This is a genomic window from Trichococcus palustris (assembly GCF_900114465.1).
Taxonomy (GTDB): domain Bacteria; phylum Bacillota; class Bacilli; order Lactobacillales; family Aerococcaceae; genus Trichococcus; species Trichococcus palustris.
The window spans coordinates 191,496-205,490 of the sequence record NZ_FOTD01000001.1; the positions used below are offsets into that span (position 1 = coordinate 191,496).

17 protein-coding genes are annotated in these 13,995 nt (G+C 46.2%); 13 read left to right on the forward strand and 4 right to left on the reverse strand.

Features of this window, described 5'->3' with window-relative positions:
- The first annotated feature begins 86 nt into the window (after positions 1-86).
- The 6 genes from BM101_RS00785 to BM101_RS00810 all read left to right on the forward strand — a co-directional run bounded on the left by BM101_RS00785 (position 87) and on the right by BM101_RS00810 (position 4,848).
- On the forward strand, positions 87-1,073 hold the full coding sequence (locus tag BM101_RS00785) for a mannose/fructose/sorbose PTS transporter subunit IIA (protein ID WP_087031418.1): 987 nt from the start codon (positions 87-89) through the stop codon (positions 1,071-1,073).
- A gap of 21 nt (positions 1,074-1,094) precedes the next feature.
- The gene (locus BM101_RS00790) at positions 1,095-1,895 is read left to right on the forward strand and encodes a PTS mannose/fructose/sorbose transporter subunit IIC (protein ID WP_087031421.1); all 801 of its coding nucleotides are present in this window, start codon (positions 1,095-1,097) and stop codon (positions 1,893-1,895) included.
- Between the two features lie 17 nt (positions 1,896-1,912).
- The gene (locus tag BM101_RS00795; protein ID WP_409373485.1) at positions 1,913-2,839 is read left to right on the forward strand and encodes a PTS system mannose/fructose/sorbose family transporter subunit IID; all 927 of its coding nucleotides are present in this window, start codon (positions 1,913-1,915) and stop codon (positions 2,837-2,839) included.
- A gap of 131 nt (positions 2,840-2,970) precedes the next feature.
- A complete protein-coding gene (locus BM101_RS00800) occupies positions 2,971-3,351 on the forward strand; it encodes a DUF956 family protein (RefSeq protein WP_087031424.1) in 381 nt (126 codons plus the stop codon).
- Between the two features lie 74 nt (positions 3,352-3,425).
- On the forward strand, positions 3,426-3,917 hold the full coding sequence (locus tag BM101_RS00805; RefSeq protein ID WP_087031428.1) for a mannose/fructose/sorbose PTS transporter subunit IIB: 492 nt from the start codon (positions 3,426-3,428) through the stop codon (positions 3,915-3,917).
- A gap of 298 nt (positions 3,918-4,215) precedes the next feature.
- Positions 4,216-4,848: a copper homeostasis protein CutC gene (locus BM101_RS00810; protein ID WP_087031431.1), complete on the forward strand. Its 633-nt coding sequence runs from the start codon at positions 4,216-4,218 to the stop codon at positions 4,846-4,848.
- An 83-nt stretch (positions 4,849-4,931) separates the two neighbouring features.
- Here BM101_RS00810 and BM101_RS00815 read toward each other — a convergent pair whose 3' ends face one another.
- The 4 genes from BM101_RS00815 to BM101_RS00830 form a co-directional block, all read right to left on the reverse strand.
- Positions 4,932-5,126 (reverse strand): helix-turn-helix transcriptional regulator, encoded by a 195-nt coding sequence (locus tag BM101_RS00815; protein WP_087031433.1) that lies wholly within the window; start codon positions 5,124-5,126, stop codon positions 4,932-4,934.
- Complete coding sequence (locus BM101_RS00820; RefSeq protein ID WP_087031436.1) at positions 5,126-5,410, reverse strand: hypothetical protein; 285 nt, start codon at positions 5,408-5,410, stop codon at positions 5,126-5,128. The genes BM101_RS00815 and BM101_RS00820 overlap by 1 nt, the downstream gene beginning before the upstream one ends.
- Before the next feature lie 305 nt (positions 5,411-5,715).
- Positions 5,716-6,963, reverse strand: coding sequence for a putative glycoside hydrolase (locus tag BM101_RS00825; protein ID WP_245825620.1), 1,248 nt, complete (start codon positions 6,961-6,963; stop codon positions 5,716-5,718).
- Positions 6,960-8,348, reverse strand: a complete 1,389-nt coding sequence (locus BM101_RS00830; RefSeq protein WP_177194303.1) for a polysaccharide deacetylase family protein — start codon at positions 8,346-8,348, stop codon at positions 6,960-6,962. Before BM101_RS00830 ends, BM101_RS00825 begins: the two co-directional genes overlap by 4 nt.
- A gap of 269 nt (positions 8,349-8,617) precedes the next feature.
- On the opposite strand from BM101_RS00830, the gene lspA reads away from it, so the two are divergent.
- From lspA to pyrE, 7 genes are all read left to right on the forward strand, one after another.
- Entirely contained in the window at positions 8,618-9,079 is a 462-nt protein-coding gene (gene lspA, locus BM101_RS00835; protein WP_087031441.1) for a signal peptidase II, read from the forward strand.
- A gap of 21 nt (positions 9,080-9,100) precedes the next feature.
- Positions 9,101-10,003 carry an RluA family pseudouridine synthase gene (locus tag BM101_RS00840; protein WP_177194316.1) on the forward strand — a complete coding sequence of 301 codons (903 nt, stop codon included), beginning with the start codon at positions 9,101-9,103 and terminating at the stop codon, positions 10,001-10,003.
- 162 nt (positions 10,004-10,165) lie between these two features.
- Entirely contained in the window at positions 10,166-10,720 is a 555-nt protein-coding gene (pyrR, locus tag BM101_RS00845; protein ID WP_087031447.1) for a bifunctional pyr operon transcriptional regulator/uracil phosphoribosyltransferase PyrR, read from the forward strand.
- 116 nt (positions 10,721-10,836) lie between these two features.
- The gene (locus tag BM101_RS00850) at positions 10,837-11,613 is read left to right on the forward strand and encodes a dihydroorotate dehydrogenase electron transfer subunit (RefSeq protein ID WP_087031450.1); all 777 of its coding nucleotides are present in this window, start codon (positions 10,837-10,839) and stop codon (positions 11,611-11,613) included.
- Complete coding sequence (locus BM101_RS00855; protein WP_087031453.1) at positions 11,610-12,539, forward strand: dihydroorotate dehydrogenase; 930 nt, start codon at positions 11,610-11,612, stop codon at positions 12,537-12,539. Before BM101_RS00850 ends, BM101_RS00855 begins: the two co-directional genes overlap by 4 nt.
- A complete protein-coding gene (gene pyrF / locus BM101_RS00860; RefSeq protein WP_087031455.1) occupies positions 12,529-13,242 on the forward strand; it encodes an orotidine-5'-phosphate decarboxylase in 714 nt (237 codons plus the stop codon). Before BM101_RS00855 ends, pyrF begins: the two co-directional genes overlap by 11 nt.
- Positions 13,243-13,875 (forward strand): orotate phosphoribosyltransferase, encoded by a 633-nt coding sequence (pyrE, locus tag BM101_RS00865; RefSeq protein ID WP_087031458.1) that lies wholly within the window; start codon positions 13,243-13,245, stop codon positions 13,873-13,875.
- Positions 13,876-13,995 lie beyond the last annotated feature (120 nt).

Here is a 13,995-nt window from a genome sequence, read left to right on the forward strand (position 1 = left end):
TTTGCATATAGTTAAGTGTATGGAAAATGGCTTGCTAAGCTGTTTATCCAAACAGTCACAAAATACATTCAATAGGAGGTATACAAATGGTAGGAATTATCCTAGCAAGTCATGGGAATTTCGCTGAAGGCATTATGCAATCTGCTTCGATGATTTTCGGCGAACAAGAAAATGTCAAAGCAGTGACTTTGGCGCCTAGCGAAGGACCGGCCGATGTCAAAGCAAAAATGGAAGAGGCAATCGCATCCTTTGACAACCCAGAGGAAGTGTTGTTCTTAGTCGACTTATGGGGCGGAACACCGTTCAATCAAGCCAACAGCCTTTTTGAAGCGCATAAAGACACATGGGCAATTATCGCGGGAATGAACCTTCCAATGGTCATCGAAGCGTATGCTGCACGTCTGAGTATGGACTCAGCACAAAAAATTGCTGCACAAATTCTTCCAGCAGCGAAGGATGGCGTAAAAGCTAAGCCGGAAAGCCTTGAACCAATTAAAATGGAAGCGGCTTCTAAGGCTCAACAACCAAAAGGCAGCCTTCCTGTAGGGACAGTCGTGGGCGATGGCGAAATCAAGTTATCTTTAGTTCGTTTGGATTCACGATTGCTTCATGGTCAAGTGGCAACAACGTGGGCGAAAACAACCGGAACAAATCGAATTATTGTTGTTTCGGATGATGTCTCAAGAGATGAATTGCGGAAAAACCTCATCGTGCAAGCAGCTCCTCCAGGAGTCAAAGCCAATGTGGTTCCAATCAAAAAAATGATTGAAATTTCCAAGGATCCTCGTTTTGGGAACACCCATGCCCTCTTGCTTTTTGAAAACGTGCAAGATGTCGTTCGGGCAGTTGAAGGCGGCGTGAAGATTGAGGAATTGAATGTTGGGTCAATGGCTCACTCAATCGGCAAGGTTGTTGTGAATAAGGTCTTGTCAATGGGGCCTGAAGATGTGAAAGCATTTGAAACATTGAAAGAAAAAGGCATTAAATTTGATGTCCGGAAAGTTCCGAATGATTCATCGGAAAAAATGGATGGGTTGCTGAAAAAAGCTAAAGAAGAATTAGCAAAGGCATAACAAGAAAAGAGGAGATATATTATGTCAGTCGTTTCAATTATTCTGGTCCTCATCGTGGCATTCTTTGCTGGGATGGAAGGCATTTTGGATGAATTCCAATTCCATCAACCGCTCGTTGCATGTACACTGATCGGACTAGTCACAGGAAATCTTGAAGCTGGTATTATTCTTGGCGGATCATTACAAATGATCGCATTAGGTTGGGCAAATATCGGAGCCGCTGTAGCCCCTGACGCAGCACTTGCTTCTGTTGCATCCGCAATTATTTTGGTATTAGGTGGTCAAGGCGTAAAAGGCGTATCTTCCGCTATCGCCATTGCGATTCCTCTGGCTGTAGCCGGATTAGTCTTGACGATGTTCGTTCGTACACTCGCTGTTCCCATCGTTCATTTGATGGACGCAGCTGCAGAAGAAGGAAATTATCGCAGAATTGAATTGCTTCAAATTGGCGCAATTTGCATGCAAGGTTTGCGAATCGCAATTCCTGCTGCATTGCTTCTATTCATCCCTGCAGACGCTGTCAGAACTGGGTTGGAATCAATGCCTGCTTGGCTGACCGGCGGAATGGCAGTCGGCGGCGGTATGGTCGTAGCCGTTGGGTATGCAATGGTCATTAATATGATGGCCAGCAAAGAAGTATGGCCATTCTTCATCATTGGTTTCGTTGTTGCTGCTGTATCTCAATTGACGTTGATCGCATTAGGAGCCCTAGGCGTTGCAATGGCCTTGATCTACTTGAACCTTTCTAAAATGGGCGGTTCTGGCACTGGCGGTTCTGGCAATACTGGCGATCCACTCGATCAGATTCTCAATGATTATTAGGAAAGGAGACTGCAAACATGGTACAAAATACGATAGATAAAAAATTCGTCTTAACTAAAAAAGATCGACTAGCAGTTGCTTGGCGGTCCACCTTCATTCAAGGATCATGGAACTATGAACGGATGCAAAACGGTGGCTGGGCTTTCGCAATGATTCCAGCAATCAAGAGACTTTATCCAGAAGAGGAAGATCGCATCCTAGCGTTGAAACGTCACTTGGAATTCTTCAATACACACCCATATGTGGCCTCCCCAGTATTAGGGGTAACGCTAGCGTTGGAAGAAGAGCGGGCAAACGGTGCCCCAGTGGATGACGTTACGATTCAAGGTGTAAAGGTCGGAATGATGGGACCTCTTGCCGGTGTTGGTGACCCCGTGTTCTGGTTTACAATCCGTCCAATTCTGGGGGCTTTAGGTGCCTCCCTAGCCTTAACAGGAAACATCTTAGGACCTATTCTTTTCTTTGTTGCATGGAACATTATCCGTTGGTCATTCATGTGGTATACCCAAGAATTCGGCTATAAGGCTGGATCAAAAATCACCGAAGATTTGTCTGGCGGAATACTTCAAGATTTGACAAAAGGAGCTTCCATTCTTGGAATGTTCGTATTGGCTGCCTTGGTGCAACGTTGGGTATCCATCTCGTTTGTTCCAATCGTTTCTTCTGTTAAGCTTTCAGAAGGCGCTTATATCAATTGGGCAAACCTGCCATCAGGCTCTGACGGCATCAAGCAAGCATTGAGCCAATATACTTCAGGCATGTCACTGACTGATACAAAAGTTACGACCTTGCAAAACAACTTGGATCAATTGATCCCTGGCTTGGCGGCTTTGCTGTTGACCTTCCTGTGCATGTGGTTGTTGAGGAAGAAAGTTTCTCCAATCGTGATCATTCTTGGCCTGTTCGTTGTTGGTATCGTCGGACGCTTGATCGGATTGCTATAATTTTCAGATGCATCAAAAAAAATGACGAATATGAGGCTCAGGCAAACCTGCCTGAGCCTTTCTTTTTCTTGTAAAAAGCAAAGGGTTTATATTATACTCAAAACAGACGAAAAGAGAGAGGGGCATATACAATGGTTGAATCCCTGAATGCAAAGGTTGATATGGTAGTGGATGGTACTTCTTATATGGGGTTAACGGACTATGGCAAAATTATGATTGGAGATCAAGCGTTTGAATTTTATCATCATCGTGATCCACGAAAGTTCATTCAGATTCCTTGGGAAGAGGTCGATTATGTCATGGCATCCGTGATGTTCAAAGGAAAATGGATTCCACGTTTTGCGCTTCAAACAAAGAAAGATGGTACGTATACTTTTTCATCAAAAAATCCCAAGGACGTGTTACGTGCGATCCGCATCTATGTAAGACCAGATCATATGGTTCAATCATTGGGTTTCTTCGATGTTTTGAAGAATGCCTTCAAGCATTTGTTCAAAAAGAAAGTATCCTAAATTGCGGCGTGAAATGAAGATGCATACGGTTGGCGGTTGCTGGATGAGCGATTTAAGGAGGTTCTAAAGAGATAATGGATATTCGATTAGTACGAATCGACGATCGTTTGATTCATGGACAGGTGGCAACCGTGTGGACAAAGCTAAGCAAAGCAGAGCGGATTCTTGTCATCAGTGATGAGGTGGCGCAGGATCATCTGCGTAAGACGCTCTTGCGTCAGGCCGCTCCACCAGGTGTAAAAGTCAATGTGATTCCAGTAGAAAAGTTTGTCGAAATTTACTTTGATGATACGCATAACCAATTCCGCGCGATGCTCTTGTTTACGAATCCTACCGATGTCGCACGAATCGTGCAAAGGGGCGTTCAAATTGATTTCGTCAATATAGGCAGTATGAGCTATTCAGATGGCAAGAAGATGATCACCAACGCAGTAGCGGTTGACAAACGCGATATTCAGGCCTTTGAGTACTTGAACTATAAGGGCATCCACTTGGATATTCGGAAGGTCGTCGCTGACAATAAAGTAGACCTCATGCAAGTGCTAAAAAAAGAAGGATTAGTGTGAGCGCCAAATAATCAGGCGGATTTCCAGCAAGGATAATTCCATTGATACTTCAGTTATAAGTAAGTAGATGCAGATCGAAACTGAACGGTTTCTGTGTATCACGGTATCGAAAAATACATCCCTCTTTCGTATGTGTTGTGTGGTAACTACATTTTATCAAAGAGAGGTGTCTTTTTGCGGACATTTTTGATGGTTAAGACTTTAAAAATATTGATAGATCAAAGGGTTAAATAGATTTTGTAAGTGCGAAAGTTGAGCAATAATGATGAAAACGGTATAGTATCCATGAGGTGATAGAATGCTAAAAGAAGCATGTGTAGAAAATTTTACGAACGTCCCAGGAGTCATCGCGCGCGGGGCTAAACGGATTGAACTGTGTGACAATTTAGCAGTAGGGGGAACAACGCCAAGCGTTGGCGTCATCAAAATCGCAACGGATTATTGTTCCGACAAAGCTGTACCCGTTATTGTGATACTGCGACCACGAGGCGGGGATTTTGTTTATTCTATTATGGAAAAAGCTATCATGATGCGAGATTTAGAAGAAATCATTGCCTTGCATTCCCATGGCATAGCGGTAGGTGCTTTAACCGCGGCTAACGAATTGGATAAACCATTTTTGGAAGAAATCACCAAGTTAGCCATCGATAATGGAATCGAACTTGTTTTCCATATGGCATTTGATCACATACCAGAGGATAAGCAAAGAGATGCATTATTGTGGCTCGGAAAAATTGGTTTTACACGGATTTTGACGCACGGCGGTCCAGCAGGAAATACGATTTTCGATAACGCGGCGCACATTGCCGAACTTGCGAAAATCAGTCCAGACATGACGATCCTGCCAGGTGGCGGCATTACGAAAGACAATCTCGTAGAACTTGAAAAAGTTTTGGAATTCACCGAAGTACACGGGACACGAATTGTGTAATAACCAAGAGAATCCAAAAATGGGTTCTCTTTTTTATGTAAATACTCTAATCTGATGTGTGCTTTTTTCATTTCAATTATTTTTTACTCTTCAGGAATAAATAACTTATCGACGGTAGTATTTAAGTTTTTCGCTAAATCAAAAGCTAATTGCAGAGACGGATCATATTTTTCATTCTCAATCGCATTGATGGTTTGACGAGTAACATTGCAACGGACCGCCAGATCTTGTTGCAAGATTTTTTTGGATTTACGGAGTTCTTTGATTTTATTTTTCATCAGACTAAAAACGCTATTCCAAGTATAATGACTACAATAATCAGAGCCGCTACAATTACTTTGTTGAATGTATTATCTCCATTCGCTTTAGACAAGTAATACCGTTCCAGTAAAAGGATAAGGGAAACCGAAAGCGAAGCAATCACTAGAAGGATATTCATTCCCGTATCGTTTATATAATATTCAATACCGCCTATAATAAACAGAGCTACTACAGTAACAAACCATGTAATTCTAGCAGCTTGATCAGCCATTTTTTGCTCCATTTCATCTTTTTTCCGCATGATATGCACCCCTTTTTGTCAAATTCTTTTTACGTTATCATGGTATATAAAATAAACAAAAATGTCAAAAATATTTTACATTTTGAGCGGGGTGGGTGTTTGGCATTCCATCTTCATATAATAAGGATTAGCTGCTGAGCGCAGCATAGAAACATTTGTGGTCAGTCGCAGAGATGGTAGCCCTAAGATTGCTGAATCAAGCAGCTAAATTAAAAATGAACATAGGGTGCATAGAAAGACAGGAGATTCCATAACGAAAAACTCGGCCGGGACAAAATTCCCGGCCGAGTTTTTATTTATATCTCTTAGTAAGTATAATTGTTCGTTGCATTCCACAGCAGGAATTCGTTGACGCCGGAATCCTTCAATGCCTGTACTTGTGCGTCGACTTCAGCCTTGCCGTAGGTCATGTAGTTGCCGGAGCCCAAGTAGGATGCGGTGAAATCCTGCAGCCATGGACGGCTGATCGGCGGTGTATCCAGTGATTGCAGCAACGGCGTTTCCAGTTTCATATATTCGCTGACCACTTGGTACGGGTGCAAATCAGGCGAATCGATACCGAAGTAAGATGTACCCCAGTGGCTAGGGTAGATCATGGATGAGATGACATCGACATTTTCGGAAATTTGCGGGAAATTCTGGCCGATGCCCGGTGCTTCGATGACCGATGCAGTATAGCCGAAGATATCAACGGAAACATCAACACCGTAAGGCATCAATTTTTCCTTCGCATAAGCGGTGAAGTCGGTAATGGCTTTCACGCGTTTCTCAGTATCACTCATGTTCAGGTTAGCATATTCGCCCATATCGTAATGCAAGTCTTTGCCCCAGACCTCAAATCCTTCCGGGAAGCGGACATAGTCGAATTGGATTTCTTTGAATCCGGCTTTTGCGGCTTCGATTCCGACATTGATTGCGTAATCCCAGGTCTGTTTCATGAAGGGATTGATGAAGGATTCGCCGTTCGAAGCTTTCCATACGGAACCGTCGCTGTTCGTGAACGACAACTGCGGTTGGTCTTGCGCCAGCAGGCTGTCCTTGAAGGTAACGATGCGCGCAATCGGATAGATTTGTTTCTCTTCCATCACAGCCATCAACGCTTTGATATCCGGTATGTATCCTTCCGTATTTTTCTGGATATGCTCGTCCTTGGAATTGAAGTCAGCCGTCACGACGCCCTTGTCATCCTTGATGTCGATGACCATAGCATTCAGATCGGTTGAATCGACATAGTCGACCAATTCGTTGAATTTTTTCTCATAGCCGACGGAATAGGCCGTCACATAGATGCCTTTGACGCCGTCAACCGGGTAGGCGATATCCACGCCGCTGTCATAGAAGAATTTTTTCGGCAATTCTTTGGCTGTAGGTGTCTTCAGCAACTGTCCTTGTCGCAGCGTCAAGGCACTGACTGTGCCTCCTGTTTGACCAGTGGCTGCCGCGCTTTCGGCAGTTGCGGAACTGTTTGTTTCGGTGGCCAAAACGATCTGTGCACCGGCTAACAGGAATAATAGACTGGATACTGCTAGTGTTCGTTTCAATCCGTTCATCATAGGGAGTCCTTCCTTTCTGGCGATGCGATCAGGGTCGGATCGACGATGGTGAAGTTCTTCGCGCGCAAGCCGTCGATGATGGAACCAATCGCTTCGCTTGTCCAAGGGCGGTCATGCATCAGCAGATTGGCGCCGTCACCCAAATACTGGGAATTCACCATGACGTCAGCAAGGGCAGGGCCGTCCATATATTCTGCGACCCAGTCATAGCCATAGGTCCAGTTCATCATGGTCATGCCTTCCGCTGCGGCAATCGTAGCGGTATCGTCATTCCATTGTCCGTAGGGGGCGCGCAGGAAGCGAGGCCGTTTTCCGGTGACTGCTTCGATGGCATCGTTGGTTTTGCTGATTTCTGCCAATTGCTCATCATAGCTCATTTTAAGAAAATCCGGATGGGTATAGGAATGGTTCCCGATTTCGAAGCCCATGTCGCTGATCGTCTTCAAATCTTTCTTTGCCTGCTCGGACTCGAGGAACTGTCCCACTACAAAGAAAATGGCATTTGCGCCTTTTGCTTTCAGTGTTTCGGCGATCGCAACAGCGTGGCTGTCCGGCTGTTGCGGCGTGTCGTCGAAGGTCAGCAAGGCAACCTGCGTTTCGCCGTCTGCAGCAATCGGTTCGACGCTTGATATTTTAGGGTTGATCTGATAGGTATAGGCAACCGGCTCCGCTTTTTTGACGGCATCTTTCACGGCTGCTTTTTCTGCTGTCGCGCTTGAGGAGTCCGTTGCAGCAGAAGACTCTGCTGCATCTTTTTTGTCGTCCAGGGATGCGATGGCTGTTTCCAGGGCGGCCAGCTGGTTCTCGACAGCAGTCAGGCCTGTGACGATCGCTTGCATATTCGCTTGATTGGCATCCGCGTCCGCGTTGATTGACGCTATGCCGGCATAGAAGGTGTCAAAGGTGGCATCATCCCCACCGAAGCCGGATAAAATTTCTTCTTCCTTATCCAGGCTCGTTTTATAGGCTTCGAGGTACGTTTTCGAGCTGTCATTCAATGCGTCGACCGTTGACCCGAATGCCTTGATGTCTTCCAAAGGCAGCGTTTTTTCATCCAAGGCGATCAGTTCGCCTTTTGTCTTGACCAAATCGGCCAAAGCGCTTTCAATTTTTTTGGCCGAATCGCGGCGTTCTGCTATGTTTTCGAATACCTTTGCAGAGCCGTCCTTGAACGTTGCGAGTTTTTCGTCTGCGGATAATGATTCTTCAAAGGAAGTTTGCAGTTCCGTTTCCAATTGTTGCATGCCATTGAACTGTGCAACGATGTCTGTTTCTTCCGTTTTTATGGCGGTAAGTGTTTCTGTCGCATTTTTTACTTGATTTGAGCAAGCTGCCAATACCAGCGCACCGGTAAAAAGCAAAGCCAATTTCTTACTTTTCCACATAACAAACTCCTTTTCCAATAAGTAATTTATAAGTATACAATCAACATTATACCGAAAATCATAAATGGCGCGCAACCCCATTGGGGATATAAACCTGTTTCTCGGCAATATTCAGATGTTGGACACATTCCGGTTGTCCGTGCATTGAACTTTGTTTTCTCATAAAAAGGAAGAAGCACTATACAATTTTTGAATTTAGTTTACAATGGATAGAGGAAAATAGAATGACAAAGGTGTCTATTTCGATCTAGTGAGTGAGGTATCCGAGAATGATTGTCTATTACATATTCGCCATTTTGTTGATCATCGTCGATCAGCTGACCAAATATGGCATTGTCCAAAATTTTAAGTTGCATGAAATGCGGGAGGTTATACCCGGTGTCCTTTCCTTGTTCTATATCCAAAACCAAGGGGCGGCCTGGGGGATTTTTGAAGGAAGAATGATTTTTTTCTTCCTCATTACGGTTGTGGTCGTCGGCGGAATGATATACAGTGTTCATAAGCAGGGGTTGCAGCACAAACTTGTGGGCATCAGTTTCTCATTTATCTTGAGCGGGGCGTTGGGGAATTTCATCGACCGCATGCGCTTGGGCTACGTAGTCGACATGTTCAAGTTGGATTTCATCAACTTCCCCATTTTCAATGTGGCTGACATGTGTTTGACGGTCGGTGTGATCTTGATGGTCATTTATATCATTTTTATTGAAGAAGACGAAAAAAAAATAAGCTAAAGTAAAGTGGGATTAAGTATGATTGATGAATTAGAGTTTAAGATTGACTTACAGTCAGGCCGTATCGACAAGATATTGGCTGATTTTATGCCGAAAACAAGCCGTTCGCAGATCCAAGCATGGATCAAAGGCGGCAACTTATCCGTCAACGGTGAAGTTGTGAAGGCGAATTACAAAGTGCAGCTTGGGGATACGCTGAAACTGACGATTCCTGAAGCCGAAAAAATCAACGTGACACCGGAAAATATTCCGTTGGACATCGTCTTTGAGGACGATGACTTGTTGGTGGTCAACAAACCTACCGGTATGGTTGTCCACCCATCAAAAGGCCATCTTACCGGCACGTTGGTCAATGGTTTGCTTTACCACGTGAACACCCTGTCTGAAGGGACAGCCTATGTCCGTCCTGGTATCGTTCACCGCATCGATATGGACACTTCCGGTCTGTTGGTGGTGGCGAAGACGAATGAAGCCCATCAAAAATTGGCGGAACAATTGGAAAACCACACGATGGAAAGAGAATACTATGCTTTAGTGCATGGCGTCATTTCCCATGAGGACGGCACCATCGATGCGCCGATCGCGAGAATGCATATCGACCGCAAGAAACGCACGGTTGCGGAAGGCGGAAAACATGCCATAACCCATTTTGAAGTGGTGGAACGCTTCAAAAATTACACATTGGTGAAGTTGAACCTGGAAACAGGCCGCACCCACCAAATCCGCGTGCACATGAAATACATCGGCCATCCGGTCGTAGGCGATCCGATGTACGGACCATCAGAAACTATCACCGGCTTCGGCCAATTCCTGCATGCGGCAACGCTTGGCTTCGTTCATCCGACTACGAAAGAAACGATGCATTTCGAAGCGCCGCTGCCTGATTATTTTGCTGATAAATTAGCCGAATTGCGCAAAATCTGATTGACAGCAATGCCTGTTTTCGTTATGATTACAGTAATTTAAGCAGTGACCTTTAAAATAGTCCAGAGAGGCTAAAAGGTGCATCACATTTTGTATATTTTTTGTGACTGTACCCTTATGCCCATTGCATAAGGGTTTTTTTCATTTTATCAGCGAAGGAGAATGAACATGGCAGAAGAGATTGAAATCATGGACGCTCAGACCATGAGAAGGGCTCTGACCAGAATCACGCACGAAATACTGGAAAAGAATGACGGAACAAATAATTTGGTTCTGGTCGGCATCCGTACGCGGGGCATTTATTTGGCGAAGCGGATCGCCGCCAAGATCAAAGATTTCGAAGGGATCGACGTGCCGGTCGGCGAACTGGACATTACGCTCTATCGCGATGATGTGCACCGCGTCAGCGACACCACCAATCAAAATCCGATCCTGCACGAAACGAATATCCCTTTTTCGGTGGAAGGCAAGCATGTAGTCCTAGTCGATGACGTCCTCTTCACCGCCCGGACCATCCGCGCCGGCATGGATGCGGTCATGGATTTGGGAAGAGCAAAACGCATCACCGTCGCTGTCCTGATCGACAGAGGACACAGAGAACTGCCGATCAAAGCGGACTATGTCGGAAAAAACATTCCGACTTCCCAGCAGGAACAGATTTCCGTCAGCATCGCGGAACTCGACGGCAGTGAAAAAGTTACTTTAATTAAAGCATAAAGAAAAGCGGTGATTCTTTAAGTGCGTTCCGTGAAGCGCAGAAGAATGTGCTTTGAAGCTTGCTCCATAGCATTCTGAAGATCACCTTATTTGATAGAATTTAAGGAGGACAAATCATGAGCCAAGCAATAATGAAAGTAGTCAAGCAAGTTGAGATAGCCAAAGATATTTACGAATTACGCCTGAAGGGTGACTTAGTGAAGGAAATGGGTGCGCCTGACCAATTTCTGCATATCCGCGTCCCTGGAAATGATTTATTGTTGAGACGCCCGATCAGCATCGCAGAAATAGATGCCGAAAATGAAGAATGCGTCATCATTTACCGCACCGAAGGCGATGGCACGAAGATCATCAGCCAATTGACGGAAGGTGACACGTTGGATGTGCTGGGGCCTCTTGGCAACGGCTACCCGATCGATATGCTGAAAGCGGGCGATAACGCGCTTCTGGTCGGCGGAGGAATCGGCGTACCGCCGCTTTACGAATTGTCCAAACAGCTTCATGCAAAAGGCGTGAATGTCGTTCACTGCTTCGGTTTCAAGAATAAAGATGAAGTCTTCTATGAAAAAGAATTCAGCGCTTTCGGCAAGGTGAACATTGCGACCGACGACGGCAGTTATGCAAAAAAAGGCTTCGTGACGCAATATTTTGACGAGTTGGACGGCTTCGTTCCGGATGCGGTTTTCGCCTGCGGACCAAAAGGCTTGTTGGCCGCCGCTTCAAGGGCATTTGATCCATCCATCACCTACCTTTCCATGGAAGAACGCATGGCATGCGGCATCGGCGCCTGCTATGGCTGTGTCTGCGAGAAGAAGAACAGCACATCAGCATCGGACAACTACAGAGTCTGCGTCGACGGACCAGTCTTCAGAGCGGAGGAAATCGTACTATGAATCGTTTAGCAGTGAGTTTACCCGGATTAGAACTAAAAAACCCGATCATCCCGGCTAGCGGTTGTTTCGGCTTCGGCGAGGATTACGGCAAATATTATGATTTGAGCCTGTTGGGCGCCATCATGACGAAGGCGACAACCTTGGAACCGCGCTACGGCAACTTGACGCCGCGTCTTGCGGAAACGCCTTCCGGCATGCTGAATGCCATCGGTCTGCAAAACCCGGGGGTCGACGTCGTCGTCTCCAAGAAGCACAAAGAGCTGGAAAAGTATGATGTGCCGCTTATCTCGAACGTGGCCGGCTATACGGTGGAGGACTACTACGCAGTCTGTGAAAGAGTGTCGAAATCACCGAACGTGAAGGCGATCGAGTTGAACATCTCCTGCCCGAACGTCCATAAAGGCGGACTGCAATTCGGTACCGTTCCGGAAATGGCCGCAGAAGTGACGCGTGCCGCCAAAGCAGCCGCAACAGTGCCCGTCTATGTAAAACTTTCCCCGAACGTGACGGATATCGTCGAAATAGCGAAGGCTGTCGAAGCGGCCGGTGCGGATGGCTTATCCATGATCAACACATTGGTCGGTATGCGCATCGATTTGAAGACGCGCCAACCGATCCTTGCGAACAAAACCGGCGGACTATCCGGCCCGGCCATCAAACCGGTCGCAATCCGCATGATTTACCAAGTGGCGCGTGCCGTTGAAATACCGATCATCGGTATGGGCGGCGTCTACACGGTCGATGACGTGTTGGAAATGTTCATGGCGGGTGCCAGCGCAGTCGGCGTCGGCATGGCGAATTTCACCGACCCGTTCGTTTGCCCGAAACTGATCGAACAGTTGCCGCAACGTATGGATGAACTGGGCATCAACAGCCTGCAGGAATTAATCAACGAAGTGAAAGAAGGCATCCGTAATGAACGATAAACCGATCGTAGCATTGGACTTTTCGACGACAAAAGAAATCGAGGATTTCTTGTTATTATTCAAAGATGAGTCCTTATATGTAAAAGTGGGTATGGAACTATACTACCAACATGGAGCGGAAATCGTAAAATGGATCAAGGACTTGGGCCATGAGATTTTCCTGGACCTGAAATTACATGACATCCCGAATACGGTTCATCGCGCGATGAAGGGTTTAGCTTCTTTGGATATCGACATGGTAAACGTTCATGCCGCCGGCGGTTCCGAAATGATGAAGGCTGCTAAAGACGGCCTGATTGCAGGAACGCCTGTAGGAAGCACGGTACCGAAACTGATCGCCGTAACCCAACTGACTTCAACATCAGAAGAAGCGATGCAAAGCGAACAATTGATCAAAGTCAGCCTGCAGGAGAGCGTCTTGCATTATGCCGATTTGACTTGTAAATCAGGCCTGGACGGCGTCGTCTGTTCCGCATGGGAAGCGCGCATGATCAAAGACCATACAAATGATGACTTCATCTGCCTGACGCCGGGCATCCGGCCAGCCGGCAGTGCAGTGGGAGACCAAAAACGGGTGGCGACACCAGCACGGGCAAGAGAAATCGGCTCAACCTTCATCGTAGTCGGCAGACCGATTACGCAGGCGGCGGATCCCGTTGCGGCCTATCACGAAATCAAGAAGCAATGGAATGGAGTGGAATAGATGACAACAGCAAAAGAAGTAGCAAAATCATTATTAGACATTAAAGCGGTGAGCTTAAGCCCGCAAGATCCATTCACTTGGGCATCAGGCCTACGCAGCCCTATCTACTGCGATAATCGCATCACGATGAGCTATCCAGCTGTCCGTAAACAAATCGCGCAAGGACTTGCCGACTTGATCAAAGAAAAATACCCGGATGCAGAAGTGATTGCCGGAACGGCAACTGCAGGCATCCCGCATGCTGCATGGGTAGCGGACATCTTGGACTTACCGATGGTTTACATCCGCAGCAAAGCGAAAGACCACGGCAAAGGCCGTAAAATCGAAGGAAAGATAGAAGAAGGCCAAAAAATGGTCGTCATCGAAGACCTTATCTCCACTGGCGGCAGCGTCATTGAAGCTTCAAAAGCTGCTGAATTGGAAGGCGCTAACGTTTTAGGTTGCGTAGCGATCTTCACTTACGAATTGGCTTCTGGCATCAAAAATTTTGCCGATGCCGGCTTGGCGATTGACACCATCTCCAATTACAGCACGTTGTTGGAAGTGGCACACGAAACTTCTTACATCACAGAAGCTGAAATGGACTTGCTGAAAGACTGGAGCAAAGACCCAGAGCACTGGTTCAAAGGCTAAAAACGGCTAAAAGATGATCGCAAAACTCCGCTGACAGGCTAGTGTGTCAGCGGAGTTTTCATTGTATAAGGGATATAGAATTTTAAAGCCGTGAAACACTGTGGTAGTGAGTGTTTCACG

Bases quoted from the DNA above. Each gene is read 5' to 3' on its own strand.
- BM101_RS00785 (WP_087031418.1), top strand. From the start codon at position 87: ATGGTAGGAATTATCCTAGCAAGTCATGGGAATTTCGCTGAAGGCATT.
- BM101_RS00790 (WP_087031421.1), top strand. From the start codon at position 1,095: ATGTCAGTCGTTTCAATTATTCTGGTCCTCATCGTGGCATTCTTTGCT.
- BM101_RS00795 (WP_409373485.1), top strand. From the start codon at position 1,913: ATGGTACAAAATACGATAGATAAAAAATTCGTCTTAACTAAAAAAGAT.
- BM101_RS00800 (WP_087031424.1), top strand. From the start codon at position 2,971: ATGGTTGAATCCCTGAATGCAAAGGTTGATATGGTAGTGGATGGTACT.
- BM101_RS00805 (WP_087031428.1), top strand. From the start codon at position 3,426: ATGGATATTCGATTAGTACGAATCGACGATCGTTTGATTCATGGACAG.
- BM101_RS00810 (WP_087031431.1), top strand. From the start codon at position 4,216: ATGCTAAAAGAAGCATGTGTAGAAAATTTTACGAACGTCCCAGGAGTC.
- BM101_RS00815 (WP_087031433.1), bottom strand. From the start codon at position 5,126: ATGAAAAATAAAATCAAAGAACTCCGTAAATCCAAAAAAATCTTGCAA.
- BM101_RS00820 (WP_087031436.1), bottom strand. From the start codon at position 5,410: ATGCGGAAAAAAGATGAAATGGAGCAAAAAATGGCTGATCAAGCTGCT.
- BM101_RS00825 (WP_245825620.1), bottom strand. From the start codon at position 6,963: ATGATGAACGGATTGAAACGAACACTAGCAGTATCCAGTCTATTATTC.
- BM101_RS00830 (WP_177194303.1), bottom strand. From the start codon at position 8,348: ATGTGGAAAAGTAAGAAATTGGCTTTGCTTTTTACCGGTGCGCTGGTA.
- lspA (WP_087031441.1), top strand. From the start codon at position 8,618: ATGATTGTCTATTACATATTCGCCATTTTGTTGATCATCGTCGATCAG.
- pyrR (WP_087031447.1), top strand. From the start codon at position 10,166: ATGAACATGGCAGAAGAGATTGAAATCATGGACGCTCAGACCATGAGA.
- BM101_RS00850 (WP_087031450.1), top strand. From the start codon at position 10,837: ATGAGCCAAGCAATAATGAAAGTAGTCAAGCAAGTTGAGATAGCCAAA.
- BM101_RS00855 (WP_087031453.1), top strand. From the start codon at position 11,610: ATGAATCGTTTAGCAGTGAGTTTACCCGGATTAGAACTAAAAAACCCG.
- pyrF (WP_087031455.1), top strand. From the start codon at position 12,529: ATGAACGATAAACCGATCGTAGCATTGGACTTTTCGACGACAAAAGAA.
- pyrE (WP_087031458.1), top strand. From the start codon at position 13,243: ATGACAACAGCAAAAGAAGTAGCAAAATCATTATTAGACATTAAAGCG.